The 15,317-nt window shown below is 41.7% G+C and carries 17 protein-coding genes; 4 read left to right on the plus strand and 13 right to left on the minus strand.

Annotated elements, in window-relative coordinates:
- Positions 1-311 precede the first annotated feature (311 nt).
- Positions 312-1,055, minus strand: a complete 744-nt coding sequence (locus V7K42_RS24615; protein WP_334919884.1) for a ferritin-like domain-containing protein — start codon at positions 1,053-1,055, stop codon at positions 312-314.
- Positions 1,056-1,242: 187 nt separating this feature from the next.
- Between V7K42_RS24615 and V7K42_RS24620 the strand changes: the two genes are divergently transcribed.
- Positions 1,243-1,809, plus strand: a complete 567-nt coding sequence (locus tag V7K42_RS24620; RefSeq protein WP_334919885.1) for a thermonuclease family protein — start codon at positions 1,243-1,245, stop codon at positions 1,807-1,809.
- Between the two features lie 97 nt (positions 1,810-1,906).
- Here the strand turns inward: V7K42_RS24620 and V7K42_RS24625 are convergent, their stop codons facing one another.
- The gene (locus tag V7K42_RS24625) at positions 1,907-2,794 is read right to left on the minus strand and encodes a carbohydrate ABC transporter permease (RefSeq protein WP_334919886.1); all 888 of its coding nucleotides are present in this window, start codon (positions 2,792-2,794) and stop codon (positions 1,907-1,909) included.
- 26 nt (positions 2,795-2,820) lie between these two features.
- On the opposite strand from V7K42_RS24625, the gene purN reads away from it, so the two are divergent.
- A complete protein-coding gene (gene purN, locus V7K42_RS24630) occupies positions 2,821-3,489 on the plus strand; it encodes a phosphoribosylglycinamide formyltransferase (protein WP_334919887.1) in 669 nt (222 codons plus the stop codon).
- Between the two features lie 255 nt (positions 3,490-3,744).
- On the opposite strand, the gene V7K42_RS24635 is transcribed toward purN, so the two are convergent.
- The 5 genes from V7K42_RS24635 to V7K42_RS24655 all read right to left on the minus strand — a co-directional run bounded on the left by V7K42_RS24635 (position 3,745) and on the right by V7K42_RS24655 (position 6,521).
- A complete protein-coding gene (locus V7K42_RS24635; protein ID WP_334919888.1) occupies positions 3,745-3,945 on the minus strand; it encodes a hypothetical protein in 201 nt (66 codons plus the stop codon).
- 116 nt (positions 3,946-4,061) lie between these two features.
- Positions 4,062-4,661, minus strand: coding sequence for a CPBP family intramembrane glutamic endopeptidase (locus tag V7K42_RS24640; protein ID WP_334919889.1), 600 nt, complete (start codon positions 4,659-4,661; stop codon positions 4,062-4,064).
- A gap of 69 nt (positions 4,662-4,730) precedes the next feature.
- Positions 4,731-5,798 (minus strand): DUF3326 domain-containing protein, encoded by a 1,068-nt coding sequence (locus tag V7K42_RS24645; protein ID WP_334919890.1) that lies wholly within the window; start codon positions 5,796-5,798, stop codon positions 4,731-4,733.
- Between the two features lie 74 nt (positions 5,799-5,872).
- Complete coding sequence (locus V7K42_RS24650) at positions 5,873-6,052, minus strand: hypothetical protein (protein ID WP_094332068.1); 180 nt, start codon at positions 6,050-6,052, stop codon at positions 5,873-5,875.
- A 148-nt stretch (positions 6,053-6,200) separates the two neighbouring features.
- On the minus strand, positions 6,201-6,521 hold the full coding sequence (locus V7K42_RS24655) for a 2Fe-2S iron-sulfur cluster-binding protein (RefSeq protein WP_094332069.1): 321 nt from the start codon (positions 6,519-6,521) through the stop codon (positions 6,201-6,203).
- 817 nt (positions 6,522-7,338) lie between these two features.
- Between V7K42_RS24655 and V7K42_RS24660 the strand changes: the two genes are divergently transcribed.
- Complete coding sequence (locus V7K42_RS24660; RefSeq protein WP_094332070.1) at positions 7,339-8,508, plus strand: sugar phosphate nucleotidyltransferase; 1,170 nt, start codon at positions 7,339-7,341, stop codon at positions 8,506-8,508.
- A gap of 363 nt (positions 8,509-8,871) precedes the next feature.
- Here V7K42_RS24660 and speA read toward each other — a convergent pair whose 3' ends face one another.
- A complete protein-coding gene (speA, locus tag V7K42_RS24665) occupies positions 8,872-10,890 on the minus strand; it encodes a biosynthetic arginine decarboxylase (RefSeq protein ID WP_334919891.1) in 2,019 nt (672 codons plus the stop codon).
- Positions 10,891-11,099: 209 nt separating this feature from the next.
- On the opposite strand from speA, the gene ndk reads away from it, so the two are divergent.
- Complete coding sequence (ndk, locus tag V7K42_RS24670) at positions 11,100-11,549, plus strand: nucleoside-diphosphate kinase (RefSeq protein ID WP_012412496.1); 450 nt, start codon at positions 11,100-11,102, stop codon at positions 11,547-11,549.
- A 69-nt stretch (positions 11,550-11,618) separates the two neighbouring features.
- On the opposite strand, the gene V7K42_RS24675 is transcribed toward ndk, so the two are convergent.
- From V7K42_RS24675 to V7K42_RS24695, 5 genes are all read right to left on the minus strand, one after another.
- Positions 11,619-12,341: a TerC family protein gene (locus tag V7K42_RS24675; protein ID WP_334919892.1), complete on the minus strand. Its 723-nt coding sequence runs from the start codon at positions 12,339-12,341 to the stop codon at positions 11,619-11,621.
- A 594-nt stretch (positions 12,342-12,935) separates the two neighbouring features.
- Positions 12,936-13,109 (minus strand): hypothetical protein, encoded by a 174-nt coding sequence (locus tag V7K42_RS24680; RefSeq protein ID WP_334919946.1) that lies wholly within the window; start codon positions 13,107-13,109, stop codon positions 12,936-12,938.
- Positions 13,110-13,286: 177 nt separating this feature from the next.
- Positions 13,287-13,727, minus strand: coding sequence for a hypothetical protein (locus V7K42_RS24685; protein ID WP_334919893.1), 441 nt, complete (start codon positions 13,725-13,727; stop codon positions 13,287-13,289).
- A gap of 67 nt (positions 13,728-13,794) precedes the next feature.
- Entirely contained in the window at positions 13,795-14,487 is a 693-nt protein-coding gene (locus V7K42_RS24690; RefSeq protein ID WP_334919894.1) for a hypothetical protein, read from the minus strand.
- Positions 14,488-14,526: 39 nt separating this feature from the next.
- Complete coding sequence (locus tag V7K42_RS24695) at positions 14,527-15,303, minus strand: Uma2 family endonuclease (RefSeq protein WP_334919895.1); 777 nt, start codon at positions 15,301-15,303, stop codon at positions 14,527-14,529.
- Positions 15,304-15,317 lie beyond the last annotated feature (14 nt).

A 15,317-nucleotide genomic window follows, 5' to 3' on the forward strand; every position in this document is an offset into this window, starting at 1 on the left:
TTAAACTCAATGTTTTCTGATTGCCTCTGCATGATTTTGGTTATAGTGGAGGTGAAAATAAAAAACAGTTCTAAATAAAACAATAATTAATATTTGCATAAAAATGATTACAAGGTCATTGCTACCTAAATTCGAGGATATTCAAGGCATATTTCCAAAAGTACTAACTAAGCAGGTTAAACCAAGTCAAACCTATCCTAAATGTGGATATAAAGAAAAGAAAATTTTAGACCATCTAATGTAGAAACCCCTGGTTCCAACTTTTGTTAGCCAGGGGTAGCTCATCATTAGATACTAAAGGATAAATATAATTACGTAGCTATCAACTGAGAATCGGTTTCCGACGGCGCACCGTCTTGGACTAGCGATCGCGTTTCGCCATTACGCTGGAGGATACCGCCAACCATTGCCAACAAAGCATTAACCTTGCGGGTTCGCCACATATCTACGAGTTTTTGCACTTCAGTCGCAGACATCCGTCGCATCATCGCTTCGTAGAGATAAGCAGCATGTCCAGTTTCATCTTGGGCAATATTTAGCATTCCTAACTTCAAGTTACGAGCGGTTGACTCGTTATCAGGTAATACTTTCGCCATTCGCGCAAAGTCTTTGCTTGCATCTAACTCCAGAATGTATGTGCTAGCCATAAACACATCCCAGTCAATGACACCCGGTTTTAGCTGTTCTTGGGTGTAGCCTTCAAAGAATGCTGCGAAAAAAGGACTACGCTGCTGTGGTTTTTTTGTGGATGTAGTTTGAGGTTGATGCTTGAAATCTATAACTTGTTTATTTAGCTGTTGTAAGGCGTGGGCAAAAATCTTACCATGCCTAGTTTCATCGGATGCGTGTTTTGCTAGTTTTGCGGCTAGCCATGTATCGCCTTCGGCTGCGGCGCGATCGCTAAGTGCAGATAAAAATGGCACGGAACCCGATTCAGCAAAATAAAACCCTGCAAGGATGTTGGGACGGGTTTTAGAATCACGAATTTGAGCAGCAGAGTAATAGGCAAAGGCTCCTGAACCAGCTAGATGCAAAATGTGAGTTAAGAAGTTCATCAGAAATTGCCACTGATAATTGGAAGGTTACAATTCTTATATTAATCCGCATTTTCTATTCGGTTGTCGCCAGAGGGTCTTATAATTCTAAATTTTGGGATTGTCCGTGGCAGTATGTCAGCAGTTAACAAATATATTTGGTCATTTTGCTAATATCATCCCACAGAGGTAATGTAGGTAAGTTTGGATGGATAAATTAATTAAACCAGTGCAATTTTGGCTTTGTGCAACTATCATGATTTTGGGTTTGATTAGCTGCGATCGCTTTACTGGTAATTCTGGAGAACCAGTTGAGCGTGTGAGTGATGGCGATACTTTAGTAGTTAAAGATAACAGGGGCAAAAATTTTACCGTGCGCTTTGCTTGTGTAGATGCACCAGAAATTGCTCATACCAACAAAGAAAAGCAAAGTAAACGCACTAGCGATCGCAATCAATTTACTTGGGGTGTGAAAGCCCAACAACGGGTGCAACAACTAGTCCAACAAGGAGGCGATCGCGTCACTTTGAATATCACTGATAGCGATCGCTATGGACGCAAAGTTGCCGAAGTCCGTTTACAAAATGGCACTTTTGTGCAACAGATATTGTTACAAGAAGGATTGGCAAAAGTGTATCGTCCCTATTTAAACAAGTGTCCTAGCAAAGACTTAGTGCAACAAGCCGAAGCTGAAGCGAAACAACAACGGCTTGGTATTTGGAGTGACACTAAATTTGTTAATCCTTGGGAATACCGCACCCTATCTAAGAAATAAAAACTCTAGTTGTTTCTAATTGAATACACTACATTTTTTGGCATTGCATATTTGCAGCATGATTTAGCAATTTCCAAAACATTCCCCCCTACCTCCCCTACTCTTCTCCCCAAGTTTGCAGTTGCAAATAAACTAGTACCATCGTCACTGCTAGTAATACCGTCGCGGCGGCGGCGGCATAACCGAAATCAAATTGAGCAAAAGCTTCTTGATAAATGTAATAAACCAGCAAATTAGTCGAATTCAGCGGGCCTCCACCAGTCATCACATAAACTTGCTCAAAACTCCGCAATGTAAAAATTGCGGTAGTGATGCTTGCAAATATTACAGTAGGGCGTAATCCAGGCAGAGTAATATACCAAAATTGTTGCCAAGCATTTGCTCCATCTAAATCTGCCGCTTCATAACGACTGGGAGGAATTGCTTGCAACCCTGCTAAAAAAACTACCATATTGAAACCCAGTTGTTTCCAAATACTCATTAAAATAATTACCGGCATTGCCCAAAATGTATCTCCTAGCCAAGAGATAGCTGGAATCCCAAAAAAATCTAAAAGTCCGTTAACTGGCCCTGATGTTTGAAACAGCCAGCGAAATCCCAAACCGGCTGCCACCAGTGAGATAATTGAAGGCAAAAAATAGGCACTCCGCAAAATACCTCGTAAGGGAATAGAGCGGTTTAATAGCACTGCCAAGCCCAAGGAAATAACTATACTGGGAATGATGGTAGCAACTGTAAAATAAAAGGTGTTACCCAGAACTTGCCAAAAGTCGGAATCGAGTAGCAAGCGCCAATAGTTTTTTAAGCCTATCCAATAAATACCTTTTATAGTAAAGCTACCAGCAGTGAAGCTGAGGTAAAACAAATAGGCGATCGGCCAAATGATAAAAACGCTTAGTAAAATTAGTGCTGGTGTGAGAAAAATCCAGGCTGCTGCTGTATCATTATCCAACCACGACTTAGTATATATTTTTGGTTTTGGCATCTATAATTTTCCCTCTTAGCTAGTTTATGACCTTCCGCCCTGATTCTACCCCTAGCTTGGTTTCTCCCAGCATTAGCGATTGCCAGCAAGTCGCACCTTTAAAACTGGGAATTATGGCTTCTGGGAATGGCAGCAATTTTGATGTAGTTGCTCAAGCTATCCAAGATGGACGGCTAAATGCCCAAATTCAAGTTTTAATTTACAATAACCCCTCGGCGAAAGCAGCCGTTAGAGCAGCCAATAGAGGTGTAGAAGCTGTTTTATTGAATCACCGCAACTATAAAATTCGAGAAGAGTTGGATGAGAAAATTGTGCAGACATTGCGGCGCTACGATGTGGAATGGGTGATTTTGGCGGGTTGGATGCGATTGTTAACCTCAGTTTTTATTGATGCCTTTCCTGAGAAGATTATTAATATCCATCCGAGTTTGTTACCTAGTTTCAAAGGAATCCATGCTGTAGAACAAGCTTTGGCATCTGGAGTAAAAATTACTGGTTGTACGGCACATATAGCTTGTTTAGAAATGGATAGCGGCCCAATTTTAATGCAAGCCGCAGTCCCAGTATTGCCGGATGATACAGCAGAAACACTCCACGCCAGGATTCAAATTCAGGAACATCGGATTCTACCATTAGCGATCGCTCTGGCAGCTTCTTCATCCAAAAATACACTAAGCTTAACGTCACTTACTTAGGGACTTCCAAATAAAAAAATATCCCAAATTTTGTTGTGGGATGGGCCGAAAAGCCATTGGTGTCAAGTTAAGGCTGGTTCCCAAATGTCAAGTGACCTTTTGGCATTATCCCCATGCCGTTTGCGAATAGCTTTAACAAGTCCCATTGAGCGATGATTTTCGACAAGCCAAGGTATAAGTTCTAACTGTGGGTTCTGCAAGTAGGCACGTTAAAGAAATACAAACGGCGTTTCACCATCTCAATGGAAATTTGTTCTATAGGCTGCTGTGGAGCAATACCAACATCGGCACAAAATTAGTCCCATAGAAATAAGTAGCTGTTCCAATTACAATAACAGGAAGAACACTGATACTTAGTGCCCAAACTATTGCTTTAGTCTTTAAGCTCCATTTTTTTTGCCACAGCCTTTGTTGACGATTTCGCCTTGCTTGGTTTTGAGAAAAAGACTGACTCATAAATTAAACCTAGATTGGTGCAATTGAGAATCAAGGAAATAACCTCACCACCAAATTCTACACAAAACTTATTTAACAAGTACTGGCTGTCAGTAGTAATTTTAGGCAACTGATTTCTACATATTTTTTAATTGCCGCAGTTGCCACATTTTCCAAAAATAGCTAGAAGTCCAATTAGTAATCATGTGAGCGACAATCGGCACTAATAAGTTTCCCGTGAGCAAGGCGCTATATGCCAATATCATCCCGACAATCGTTGCCCAAATCACATAAGGCCATTGTTGAGAACCGCTAAAATGCAAGATGCCAAAGCAAAGACTAGATACAATGACAGCGACATTATCCAAGCCTAAAGCTGACAGCATTACACCCCGAAATAATAATTCTTCACTCAAACCCGGTAGCAACCCCAACCAAATTAAGTCTGGTAAGGCTAAAGGCTTTAGCACCACTTCTAAATAATAATCTGCACTTTTACGGTAGGGAGTCCAAACTCGATAAGCTACGCCACTTAACGCGGTGATGACAAACCCCAATCCTACACCTAACAGCAAATCCTTCTGGTTCCATTTCCAGGAAAATAGGGAAAAGTTACCAAAGTGCAATGAAAATTTGGCGACTATCAACAAAATGATTGCAGTCGCTCCCATCGCCCCAAGGACTTGGATGCGTGTCAGATATGGAATTTCTGGCTCTTGCTTTTGTTGTTCAACCACAGGTTTTTTAAGGGGAAAGGGGCGGGGGAGACAGGGGGTAGGGAGCGAGAGAGAAATAACTTCTAACTCCTAACTTTTAATTCCTGGCTGCAAAGGTAATAATTTGGGACGGAGAGCGGAAGGGTTGATGCCTGCTTTGTGTGCTACTAATACGCCTACTGCTTCCAAATATGAGTTTACTTGTAGAGCTTTGATCCCCAACGCTTGGGGAGGAACTTCGATCAGAGTTTTATTTTCTTCTACTGTAATTATTTGGCATCGTCTTTGGCTTAAACTCAGTAAGGCACTGCTACCACAAGCATTTGCAGGTGCGATCGCAGCATCCACTTCATCTGCCCAAATATCTCCTTTATCTAATGCAATCGCTCTTTTCTCTATTATAAATTGTGGGGCACGACTTAATCCGACAAGGACACATGGCAAAAAGGTATAACCTAATTCTTCGGCGGCGGAACGGGGAGATAAATCAGGTTGGGGAGGTTCGCTTAAAAGGGCGGGAGAATGGGCGCAAGGAATTTGAAAGGTTCGCACTAGCAAATGGCTAATTACGGCTTCTGCACCTGCTAAGGAATCAACGCCTTCACCGTGGCGGTATTTTTCTACTGCTTCTGAGTCCATATCATCGGGGAAACGGGCAACAACTGCGATCGCTTCTGCCCCCGCTTTTTCAATTAATATCTCAGCTGCCCGTAACAAACTATCTGGGTTGCCAATTGTTCCCCAACTAGCTCCTGATGCTGTAGTCCGTAATTCTACATTTAACGGTGCATCTGTAATTACATAATCTGTTAAGGTCAATCCCAGAGTTGCTCTGACTGCATCGGCAGCTTGTATATGTCGTAGCCGTAACGCTGGCTCAATGCCTTGGTCTAAAAGCAAACCTATTTTGTTGTTTCGGACTGGACGCAAACCCCAGCATCCAGAGGCAAATTTGTCAAGCCCGTAACCTTCAACATAGAAAGCGTTAGGGAGATTCCAGTATAAACTTGCGCCGTTAAGGACATTGGGGTGAGTAATTAGGCGATCGCAAACCTGTGTCATAACTTTGGCAACAGGTAAAGCATCTCCTGCATAACCCCCAATGGCAGCCCCAACGCCAGTTGGTACAATTAAGATAGCTGTGTATGGACGATTCATTTTAAGTGATGAGTGATGAGTGATGAATTACAGAAATCAGAAGCCATCAACTCATAACTTTTAACTCCTAACTCCTAATTCTTGACTGTAGTTACCACAGCTTCAACTGTAGCTTTTTGTTCTTTAACATCTACAGAGGTAACAGCCCAACGCAGGGGTTCACCTTGTTTCTTCAATTCTGTTTCAATTACTTCTAGTAATTCTGCGGGAGTTTCTTGTAAATCAATTTCTGCGGTAATAAAATGAGTTGTCATCTTGGGAAATCCTGTTAATTTGTAGTTTCTAGAATAGCTGATGTCAGTTGCAATGAAATACTTATCTTATCCATCGGGTTTAGTAATTTCCAGCGAACAGTTATTCAGTTATGAATAATCATCCGATATACTGATAACTGTTCACAGATTATTTGTCTTTGCCAAATTGTAACTGATAAACGATGTCTTCCTTTTCTGTCTCAACTTTCAAATCAGAAAGGGGTTTGGCAACACAAAGCAACACGTAACCTTGCTTTTGTAAATCTGGGCTAACGCCCATGCCATCAGCTTGATCCACAGTTCCTTGAGATATTTGACCAGCGCAAGTTGTACAAACACCTGCATTGCAAGAACTTGGTAGTTCCAAACCAGCAGCATCGGCAACTGATAAGATCGTTTCATCTTCGGGAACTTGCAATGTATGAATTTTGCCTTGGTGATTAATTTCTACGGTGTAAGTTTTGGACATATAAGGAAGTGTGACGCAACAGACAAATTTATTATTTTATCTGAATTAGTTAAAAATATCTAGATATTTACCATAGATATTAGATTAAATCCCGATATCATAGCAAATATTTTCTAGAATAGTCACATTTATGACTATAGGAATCCGGTTTGATTTGGAGAAAATATACGTAGGATGTGTTAGCACGGAGAGTACGGCATCAAACCCATGACAATAGTGCGTTACGAACTCCGTTCTAACACAACGCCAGTTGCTACAACGGAGGGAACCTCCGCAACGCACTGGCTCCTCTACATACCTAATTTCGTTCAGAAATCAAATATTAATCCTATATAATTAATTTAATTACTAGTTAAATTTACTATAAATACAGCAGATTTCAGGTTAGAGAAGTACAGCATCTAGGTCTGGTAGCTAGACACAGAGGCTATTCTAATTCTGAATTCTGACTCCTGAATTCTGAATTCTGCTGTAATATGCGCGATTGCGTTCCGCGTGCCGGAGGCGATCGTAAAAACGGATAAACCATAGGCTAGAGGTTCACAACTGTGTCGAATTAGCTTTGCTGTTTGGTGAATTGTCTAAAATGACTTGATGCATTAACCCTTCATACAAATGAGGGGTTTTAAAATGTTGAAACTTTCAGTTACCCTGAAAAGATAAGCGATCGCTTGTCATCTAAGTATACTTATGGTTGCAATAACCACTAAATTCCTGTTATCCCTGTTTGAGGGATGACTTACAGCAGAAATAAAAACTGATGATTAAGTATCACTTGATAAAAGTAAACTGGCTTGTGGTTGAGGAATAAATTTTTATGAAAGCGATGATTCTCGCGGCTGGTAAGGGTACTCGCGTGCGTCCGATTACCTACACAATTCCCAAACCAATGATTCCCATCCTGCAAAAGCCAGTGATGGAGTTTTTGCTGGAACTGTTACGCCAACATGGATTTGACCAGATTATGGTCAACGTTAGTCATTTGGCTGAAGAAATAGAAAACTATTTTCGTGACGGTCAAAGGTTTGGGGTGCAGATTGCCTATTCCTTTGAAGGGAAAATTGATGACGAAGGGAAACTAGAGGGAGAAGCAATCGGTTCTGCTGGAGGGATGCGGCGTATCCAAGACTTCTCACCGTTTTTTGATGATACCTTTGTGGTCTTGTGCGGTGATGCGTTGATTGACCTAGATTTAACTGCTGCGGTTAAATGGCATAGAGCTAAAGGGTCGATCGCTACTATTATTACAAAATCTGTCCCCAAGGAAGAAGTTTCTAGCTACGGTGTAGTAGTCACTGACGAAGAGGGGCGTGTTAAAGCTTTCCAAGAAAAACCTTCAACTGAAGAAGCCCTCAGCACCAACATCAACACAGGTATTTACATCTTTGAACCAGAGGTGTTTAATTACATCCCCTCTGATGTCGAGTACGACATTGGTAGCCAATTGTTTCCCAAATTGGTAGAAATCAAAGCTCCCTTCTACGCCATTCCTATGGACTTTGAATGGGTAGATATTGGTAAAGTCCCAGACTATTGGCGGGCGATTCGCGGTGTACTGCTGGGTGAAATAAAAAATGTGCAAATCCCCGGTCATGAAGTTGCCCCCGGTATCTACACTGGATTAAATGTCGCTGTAAATTGGGATAAAGTAGACATCACAGGCCCAGTTTACATTGGCGGGATGACAAGAATAGAAGACGGAGCGAAAATTGTTGGCCCAGCCATGATTGGCCCCAATTGTTGGATATGTAGTGGCGCAACAGTAGAAAACAGCGTGATTTTTGAATGGTCGCGCCTGGGGCCAGGAGTCCGCTTAGTTGATAAGCTGGTGTTTGGACGTTATTGTGTGGATAAAACTGGAGCCGCCATAGATGTCCAAGCTGCGGCTTTAGACTGGCTGATTACCGATGCCCGTCAAACACCGCCATCACATACCCCTGTTGAGCGACAAGCAATAGAGGAATTGCTGGGGACAAACGCGAATTAGGAAATCTTCCTATAGCATTTCCCAATAAGAGTGAAGGGAGCAACGCGAAAAAGTGAGATCCTTGTGAAATAGGCAGGGGAGGCAGGGGGAGCAGGGGGAGCAGGGGGAGTAAAGAGGCATTTTTAGTATTTTTTACTACCGAAACAGACTGCTTCTACACTTATTTCTTTCTCTTCCCCTGCCTCCCCTGCTTACCCATCTCACAAAATCGCATTGCTCCCAAGAGTGAAGTACATCTCGAAACCTCACCCCCAACCCCTCTCCTTACTAAGGAGAGGGCAGATAAAGGACAGCTTTATCGGAGTGAGGTTAAGCTGTACCTTAGTTGCTTAAGGATTCGCTATAATCCCCAGTCCCCAGTCCCTAACTATTTAGATATGTGTATCTTTGGAGACTCTGCTCGTAAGTTTGCAGTAATCGCTGGGATTCTGCTAGGGTGATACGTTTTTCTTCTAATGCTTTCTCGCAACGCTGGCGAATGTTTTCTACCATATCTTCGGAGTCATACTGAACATAGCTTACTACTTCGCTCATGGTGTCGCCTTTGACAACGTGTTCAATCTGGTAGCCTTTGGGCGTTAATTGGATGTGAACGGCGTTGGTATCTCCAAATAGGTTGTGCAAATTCCCCATGATTTCTTGATAAGCTCCATTCAAGAACATCCCTAAATAATAGGGTTCTCCGGGCTTGTAAGTATGTAGTTCTAAAACCGATTTGACATCGCGCAGGTCAATAAATCGGTCGATTTTACCATCACTATCGCAGGTGAGGTCTGCTAAAATTCCCCGTCGGATTGGCTCTTCATCCAATCGGTGAATTGGCATGATGGGGAATAGCTGGTCGATCGCCCAGCAATCTGGTGCTGATTGAAACACTGACATATTAACGTAGTAGATGGAAGCCATGATTTTCTCAAGGTCTTCTAACTCATCGGGTACGTATTCTTGCTGTCTAGTTATGTTCAAAATCTTCTGGCAACAAGCCCAGTATAACCGTTCGGCTTTGGCTCGTTCTCTGAGGCGTAAAATTCCTAAGTTGAAGCGGCTGATGGCTTCTTCTTTGAATTGGGCCGCGTCATGATATAACTCTTGGTAATTCTCTTGGTTTATGGATTGGTAGCTTTCCCAAAGGTAATTAATTATTGGGGATTCTCCGTCTTGTGGAGGTTCTGGTGAATCAAGGGGGACATCGCTAGTACTAAGAACATCAAAAATCAGCACCGATTGATGGGAAGCGATCGCTCGTCCACTTTCACTAATCAGTGTTGGTACGTCAATTTGTCGTTCGGCGCAGGTATCTTTTAACTCTGCCACGATGTCGTTGGCATAGTTTTGCATATTATAATTTTTCGATGCATAGAAGTTGGTTTGGGAGCCATCATAATCTACGCCCAAGCCGCCACCTACATCAAGATATTTCATATCTGCCCCCAGCATGGCCAATTCCACATAAATACGGCTGGCTTCTTGGATGGCATCTTTAATTACATTGATGGCAGAGATTTGTGAGCCGATATGGAAGTGCATCAACTGCAAAGAATCGAGCAAGTTTGCTTCGCGTAACTTATCAACAGCCTCGATTACTTCAGGCATTGTCAAACCAAATTTAGCGCGATCGCCACTAGAGGCTCCCCAACGTCCCATACCTTGGGTACTGAGTTTAGCACGAACACCTAATATCGGCTTAATACCTAACTGGCGATTGGCATCAATTACCAAATCAACCTCTTCAATCTGTTCTAAGACGATGACTGGTGTTTGTCCTAGTCTTTGGGCTAACATTGCCGTTTCGATATATTCTCGGTCTTTGTAGCCGTTGCAAATTAACAATGCTCCGGGGGTATCGAGGACAGCCAGAGCAATCATTAATTCTGGCTTGGAACCAGCTTCTAAGCCAAATTGATGGGGTTTGCCAAATTTGACTAAATCTTCAATCAAATGCCGTTCTTGGTTGCATTTGACGGGAAACACACCCCTGTATACACCAGGGTAGTTGTAGCGAGCGATCGCTTTGGCAAAACAAGCATTCAACCGTTCAATCCGGTCTTCCAAAATATCGGAAAAGCGAATCAACATCGGAAGTCCCAAGTTGCGCTGTTTCATGGAGTTGACCAATTCAAACAAGTCAAGAGAACCACCGCGATCGCCCTTGGGTGAGACGGTGACGTGACCAGCAGCGCTAATGGAAAAATAGGGTTGTCCCCAACCTTCAATGCGGTATAATTCTTCGCTATCCTCAATTTTCCAGGAGCGAGGTAAAGTTCCTGTGGTAGTAGTAGGTGGTAAAAGTTTCTTTTGTTTAAGATTTTTCACTTCAGATTTTTGTCCATTGGACGGTACTTGTACCACCTCGTCAGATGTAGCAGTTGACTCAACACCCATTTCTTCCTAACCTCTGTTTGTCGCCCACAATTTAACAATTTAACGCATTCATTTGGGAACGTATATGTACCCAAAGATAATTTCTAAGATAAACTCTGATTGGTCAAGAGTCATTGGTCATTAGTCATTGGTCAAGAGTGCAAAACCCTTACCCTTGGACAAATGACTAATGACAAGATAAAAACTTTATTAAGCTTTGGGAGATGGCAATGGAACGGACATTTTTAGCAATTAAGCCAGATGGTGTACAACGGGGATTAGTGGGGGAAATTATCCGTCGCTTTGAAACTAAAGGTTTTACCCTAGTTGGTTTAAAGTTCTTGAAAGTTAGTAAGGAACTGGCTGAACAACACTATGGTGTTCACCGGGAACGCCCATTTTTTGGTAGTCTAGTGGAATTTATTACTTCTAGCCCAGTGGTAGCGATGGTATGGGAAGGTGATGGCGTTGTTGCATCTGCCAGAAAGATTATTGGTGCTACAAACCCCTTAACATCCGAACCGGGAACGATTCGCGGTGATTTCGGCATCAATATTGGTCGCAACTTAATCCACGGTTCTGATGCTCCAGAAACCGCACAACAGGAAATAGCTCTATGGTTTAAAGATGAAGAATTAGTCAATTGGCAACCACACATAACCCCTTGGTTGCACGAGTAAGGCATTAGGGACTGGGGACTGGGGACTAGGAATTTAGTTATTTCCCCTGCCCCCTGCTCCCTGCTATTTTTATTTAGAGACTTCGCTCTTTTCTGGTTCTAATTCGGACACTTCAATGGCAGCACGCTTAGAAAATCCCCAGCCTAAAATTAGGAAGATGGCAGCAATCATGATCCATTCTGGTGGAACTAAACTATCGTTCACCACTTTCAACAACAGGCGTAAACCAACCAAGGCAACTGTTACATACCCTGCATCTTCTAGGTTTTCGTATTCGTCTAACCAACGAATGAACAATCCTGCCATGAATCGCAACGCAATAATACCAATTGTTGCACCCGTTAGCACTAGCCATTTTTCTTGAGAAACAGCGATCGCAGTTGTCACGCTATCCAAAGAAAATGCCAAATCTGTAAATGCAATCACAGGTATCGCTTGCAACAAGGAATTAAATCGCGGCTCGTGAGGGCGATCGTCTTCACTTTCTTGAGAGATAAAGTGTTGGAATACCAACCACAGCAGATAAGCAGCGCCTAATAATTCAAATTGCCAGAATTGTTGTACCCAAGTGGCAGTGAGAATCAGGGAGATTCGCAGCACATAAGCAACCACTAAACCAAAGTTGAGGGCTTTACGCTCTAGTTCCTTGTCTTCCAACCCCCTTGCGATCGCAGCCAGAGCGATCGCATTGTCGGCAGATAACAGCGCCTCTAAAAGCACCAGGATCGCCAGAACTATAAGGGCTTCAAGGCTGAAATGAAAGTCGAGGTAATCAAAAATTTGGTCTAGCATTCCGGGTTTCTCAAGCAGAAAAAATTAAAATTTGACAAGAACAGAGATTTGCATATTAAAAAGCGCAATAAATTGCCACTCTAATTCAGCTTAACGTGGTTGTGGTGCATTTTGAAGGGGTTTGAATGGATGCGATCGTAGTGCGAGCGGGGTTATTTGCGTATAAGTCAATACATAGAAAGTTTTAACATCTAGGCAATGCGATCGCAAGCTTTCCTCTTTGCGCTCTCTGTGCCTCTGCGGTTTAAGAGTGATTTTTTGAACCACAAAGGCGCAGAAAACACAGAGATAAGAGAAAATGCGTAACTCGTAAATTTATTTCTTACAGTTCCCTAAATGCGATCGCTATTTTCCTTTTAAAGGATTTCAGACAATTAGTTACAAAAACTCATCATAGACGATACTTTTTGGGTTTAGGAATGTGCTTTACCCCTACTTGATATCTGACTTTTCACGGTATCTAAAAAATCTCACTTCTATTTCTCTCTCCTTTTAGGAGAGAGACTTTGAATTTTTCCCCTTCCCGCGTCGGGAAGGGGGTTAAGTCTTTCGTAGTTGTTTTTCACATGAGTGAAAAGTCAGACTTGATATGTCCTATTGCATTAAAATCTGACGGATTAAAATACTCATTACCTCGCCTGGGTTGGCGGTTGGTAGTAGCGGACTCCAATCGCCGATGCAGGCGTAGCCAATCACTTGCAGATAGTGAATTGTGCTAGGAACTGCTTTTGGAGAACCTAATAAAGTTCTTTTGGGTGAATACCGCATTATTTACCAGATTCAGTATCAACCCTTACTAGTAACAGTCATAAAGATTGCACATCTCAAAAATTATTAAAGCTTATCTAGAAAAACGATCGCCTGTATACCACCCAATCGCAACCAAAATAAAACATGAAAACCCTTGAGTTCCAAATTTACTCTACCACTATGCAATTCTAAGTCTCACAAAATCTCTGCTAACTTTCCCACCAGACTGTTTACTAAATCCAAGAACCTGATGTCATCTGTATTAGTACTATTCCCTTCACCAGCTAACAGATTTTTTACAGCAGAGAACCTGTCATTATTTTCAGAAATTTTCCAAGATTCATCTAACCTTACTGCAAAATCAAATAGCGATCGCTCGCCCAAATGCTCTCTTACTTTCACAGCTACACTATCATAACTAACCAAAAATTCTTTGATAGCATCTAATTGGGAATTACCTAAAATTTCATCATGTCCCCACGTTTCTAACCAGTCTCCATCTACATCTTCAACGTAAAAATTTACAAAATCAACCCCGTAAGTTAGCCAGTTCTGCTGCATTTGTCGCGCTGTTGCTAAAGCTTCAGCAAATGTATCTACTTGATTGTTGCAGTGAGTTTCTCTTTTGTTAGCCATAAAAGCTGTAATTAGCACGTAAGTATGTAGGCTGAACACAAATCTGGAATATCAAATTCCTTAAAGTTCACGAAAATTTTAAATATTTGCCACCAGAAAGGTAATCACTGTTATACAGGGCCACGTTGACTAACTGGTTGACAAAATTGGCATCCTTGGGATTGTAACTTAAGAACAATCCTCTCTCTATTTCCCACGATCGCAGTGTATTTTGCCAAGCTTGGTACTTTTGGTAATTAAGTTCTTCAGAAACACTAGTAACTTGAATGCAAAGCGGTTGATTGTTACGACTACTAACAATTAGGTCTGTTGCCATCGATAGGTCGGCGATATAACGCTGCCAAAAACTACCTTCTCGACTAACAACATCTTGGGCTATTGATTTAATGATATCATCATCAACCTGATTAAATTCACCTGACATCAATTTTTGTTTCCAAATATAAAACTTGGAGTCACTTGCATTAATCCATCTAGGAAATAGATAACCATACCAATATCTCTCAATCGGTGTCATCAACTCAAACTTTGCTTTCTGTTCTTCTTCCGAAGGTAAGGATTTGATTATCAGCCAAATGGTAGAATCCGTAATTACCTCTAAGAGAAATGCAATCACAAATGGTTTCGCAGTCAGTGAACCTGGCTTGATATTCTTTACCCAACGATTGATTTCCTCTAATCTGCTCGCCAAATTCTCATCTACCGAGGAGGCTTGCAGGGTAAGGGACCTTAGCTTATCCTTAATCTCTGTTGCTTGCAAACGATGCCCTACTTTCAGAAGATAACGCTTTTTTACACACTAATCACTAAATCTTAACTTGAAAGTGTACTCAATTAATTTCCTGATGTCATTAAATATTTCTAAGTCGATGCCCTGTGTGCGTAATACCTCCCTCAATCGAGCAAGTTCTTGCTCTGCTTGTTGGGCCCGTTCTTCTGCCTGTTCGGCACGTAAACGTTCTTGTTCAGCTAGTTCTTCCGATGATAATATTAATTGATTTTCAGTAGTGAAGAATCTTAATTTACCTTCATAAACTCCCAAATAAAGTTCTAACTGCTGACTCCACAAACGTCCATCAGTAGTTACTTGGATTTTTTGATACTTCCCATCAAATAAATGAAATCCCTGAAGTTCCATTGTTACAGGGTGAAACCCAAAATAATCTGGTGTACGGAAGGTATCTTGATAAACTTGTTTTTTTAACCCTTTCTCAACTGCTGTCGTTGAACTTGACAAAATTTCCAAAATCAGATTTGGATATTTTCCGTCTTCTTGCCAAACTACCCAACTCTTACGGTCTTTTTTCTCGGTTCCCAAAAATACAAAAAAGTCTGGGCCACGAAAATATTCTGATTTTTTCTGGTTATGACTGTAGTAAATCGTCAAATTACCAGAAGTATAGAAATTTTGCCGCTCTCGCCACCATAATTTCAGGATGCGAATCAGCAAATCGATTCGATCGCGCTGTAAGTTGCTTTCCAAGGGTGGTTCGTCACTCAGTATATCACCAGGAGGAAAAATTACTTCTTCCTCTGAAATATGATCGGAGATTTCTAAAGTAGCAGGTTCAGACATCCGCGATCGCTCCA

The organism is Nostoc sp. (genome assembly GCF_036917455.1).
Classification (GTDB): domain Bacteria; phylum Cyanobacteriota; class Cyanobacteriia; order Cyanobacteriales; family Nostocaceae; genus Nostoc.

Excerpts from the sequence above, each read along its gene's own strand:
- V7K42_RS24635 (WP_334919888.1), bottom strand. The coding sequence starts at position 3,945 with ATGAGTCAGTCTTTTTCTCAAAACCAAGCAAGGCGAAATCGTCAACAA.
- V7K42_RS24615 (WP_334919884.1), bottom strand. The coding sequence starts at position 1,055 with ATGAACTTCTTAACTCACATTTTGCATCTAGCTGGTTCAGGAGCCTTT.
- V7K42_RS24620 (WP_334919885.1), top strand. The coding sequence starts at position 1,243 with ATGGATAAATTAATTAAACCAGTGCAATTTTGGCTTTGTGCAACTATC.
- V7K42_RS24660 (WP_094332070.1), top strand. The coding sequence starts at position 7,339 with ATGAAAGCGATGATTCTCGCGGCTGGTAAGGGTACTCGCGTGCGTCCG.
- speA (WP_334919891.1), bottom strand. The coding sequence starts at position 10,890 with ATGGGTGTTGAGTCAACTGCTACATCTGACGAGGTGGTACAAGTACCG.
- purN (WP_334919887.1), top strand. The coding sequence starts at position 2,821 with ATGACCTTCCGCCCTGATTCTACCCCTAGCTTGGTTTCTCCCAGCATT.
- ndk (WP_012412496.1), top strand. The coding sequence starts at position 11,100 with ATGGAACGGACATTTTTAGCAATTAAGCCAGATGGTGTACAACGGGGA.
- V7K42_RS24655 (WP_094332069.1), bottom strand. The coding sequence starts at position 6,521 with ATGTCCAAAACTTACACCGTAGAAATTAATCACCAAGGCAAAATTCAT.
- V7K42_RS24625 (WP_334919886.1), bottom strand. The coding sequence starts at position 2,794 with ATGCCAAAACCAAAAATATATACTAAGTCGTGGTTGGATAATGATACA.
- V7K42_RS24645 (WP_334919890.1), bottom strand. The coding sequence starts at position 5,798 with ATGAATCGTCCATACACAGCTATCTTAATTGTACCAACTGGCGTTGGG.
- V7K42_RS24680 (WP_334919946.1), bottom strand. The coding sequence starts at position 13,109 with ATGCGGTATTCACCCAAAAGAACTTTATTAGGTTCTCCAAAAGCAGTT.
- V7K42_RS24695 (WP_334919895.1), bottom strand. The coding sequence starts at position 15,303 with ATGTCTGAACCTGCTACTTTAGAAATCTCCGATCATATTTCAGAGGAA.
- V7K42_RS24685 (WP_334919893.1), bottom strand. The coding sequence starts at position 13,727 with ATGGCTAACAAAAGAGAAACTCACTGCAACAATCAAGTAGATACATTT.
- V7K42_RS24650 (WP_094332068.1), bottom strand. The coding sequence starts at position 6,052 with ATGACAACTCATTTTATTACCGCAGAAATTGATTTACAAGAAACTCCC.
- V7K42_RS24675 (WP_334919892.1), bottom strand. The coding sequence starts at position 12,341 with ATGCTAGACCAAATTTTTGATTACCTCGACTTTCATTTCAGCCTTGAA.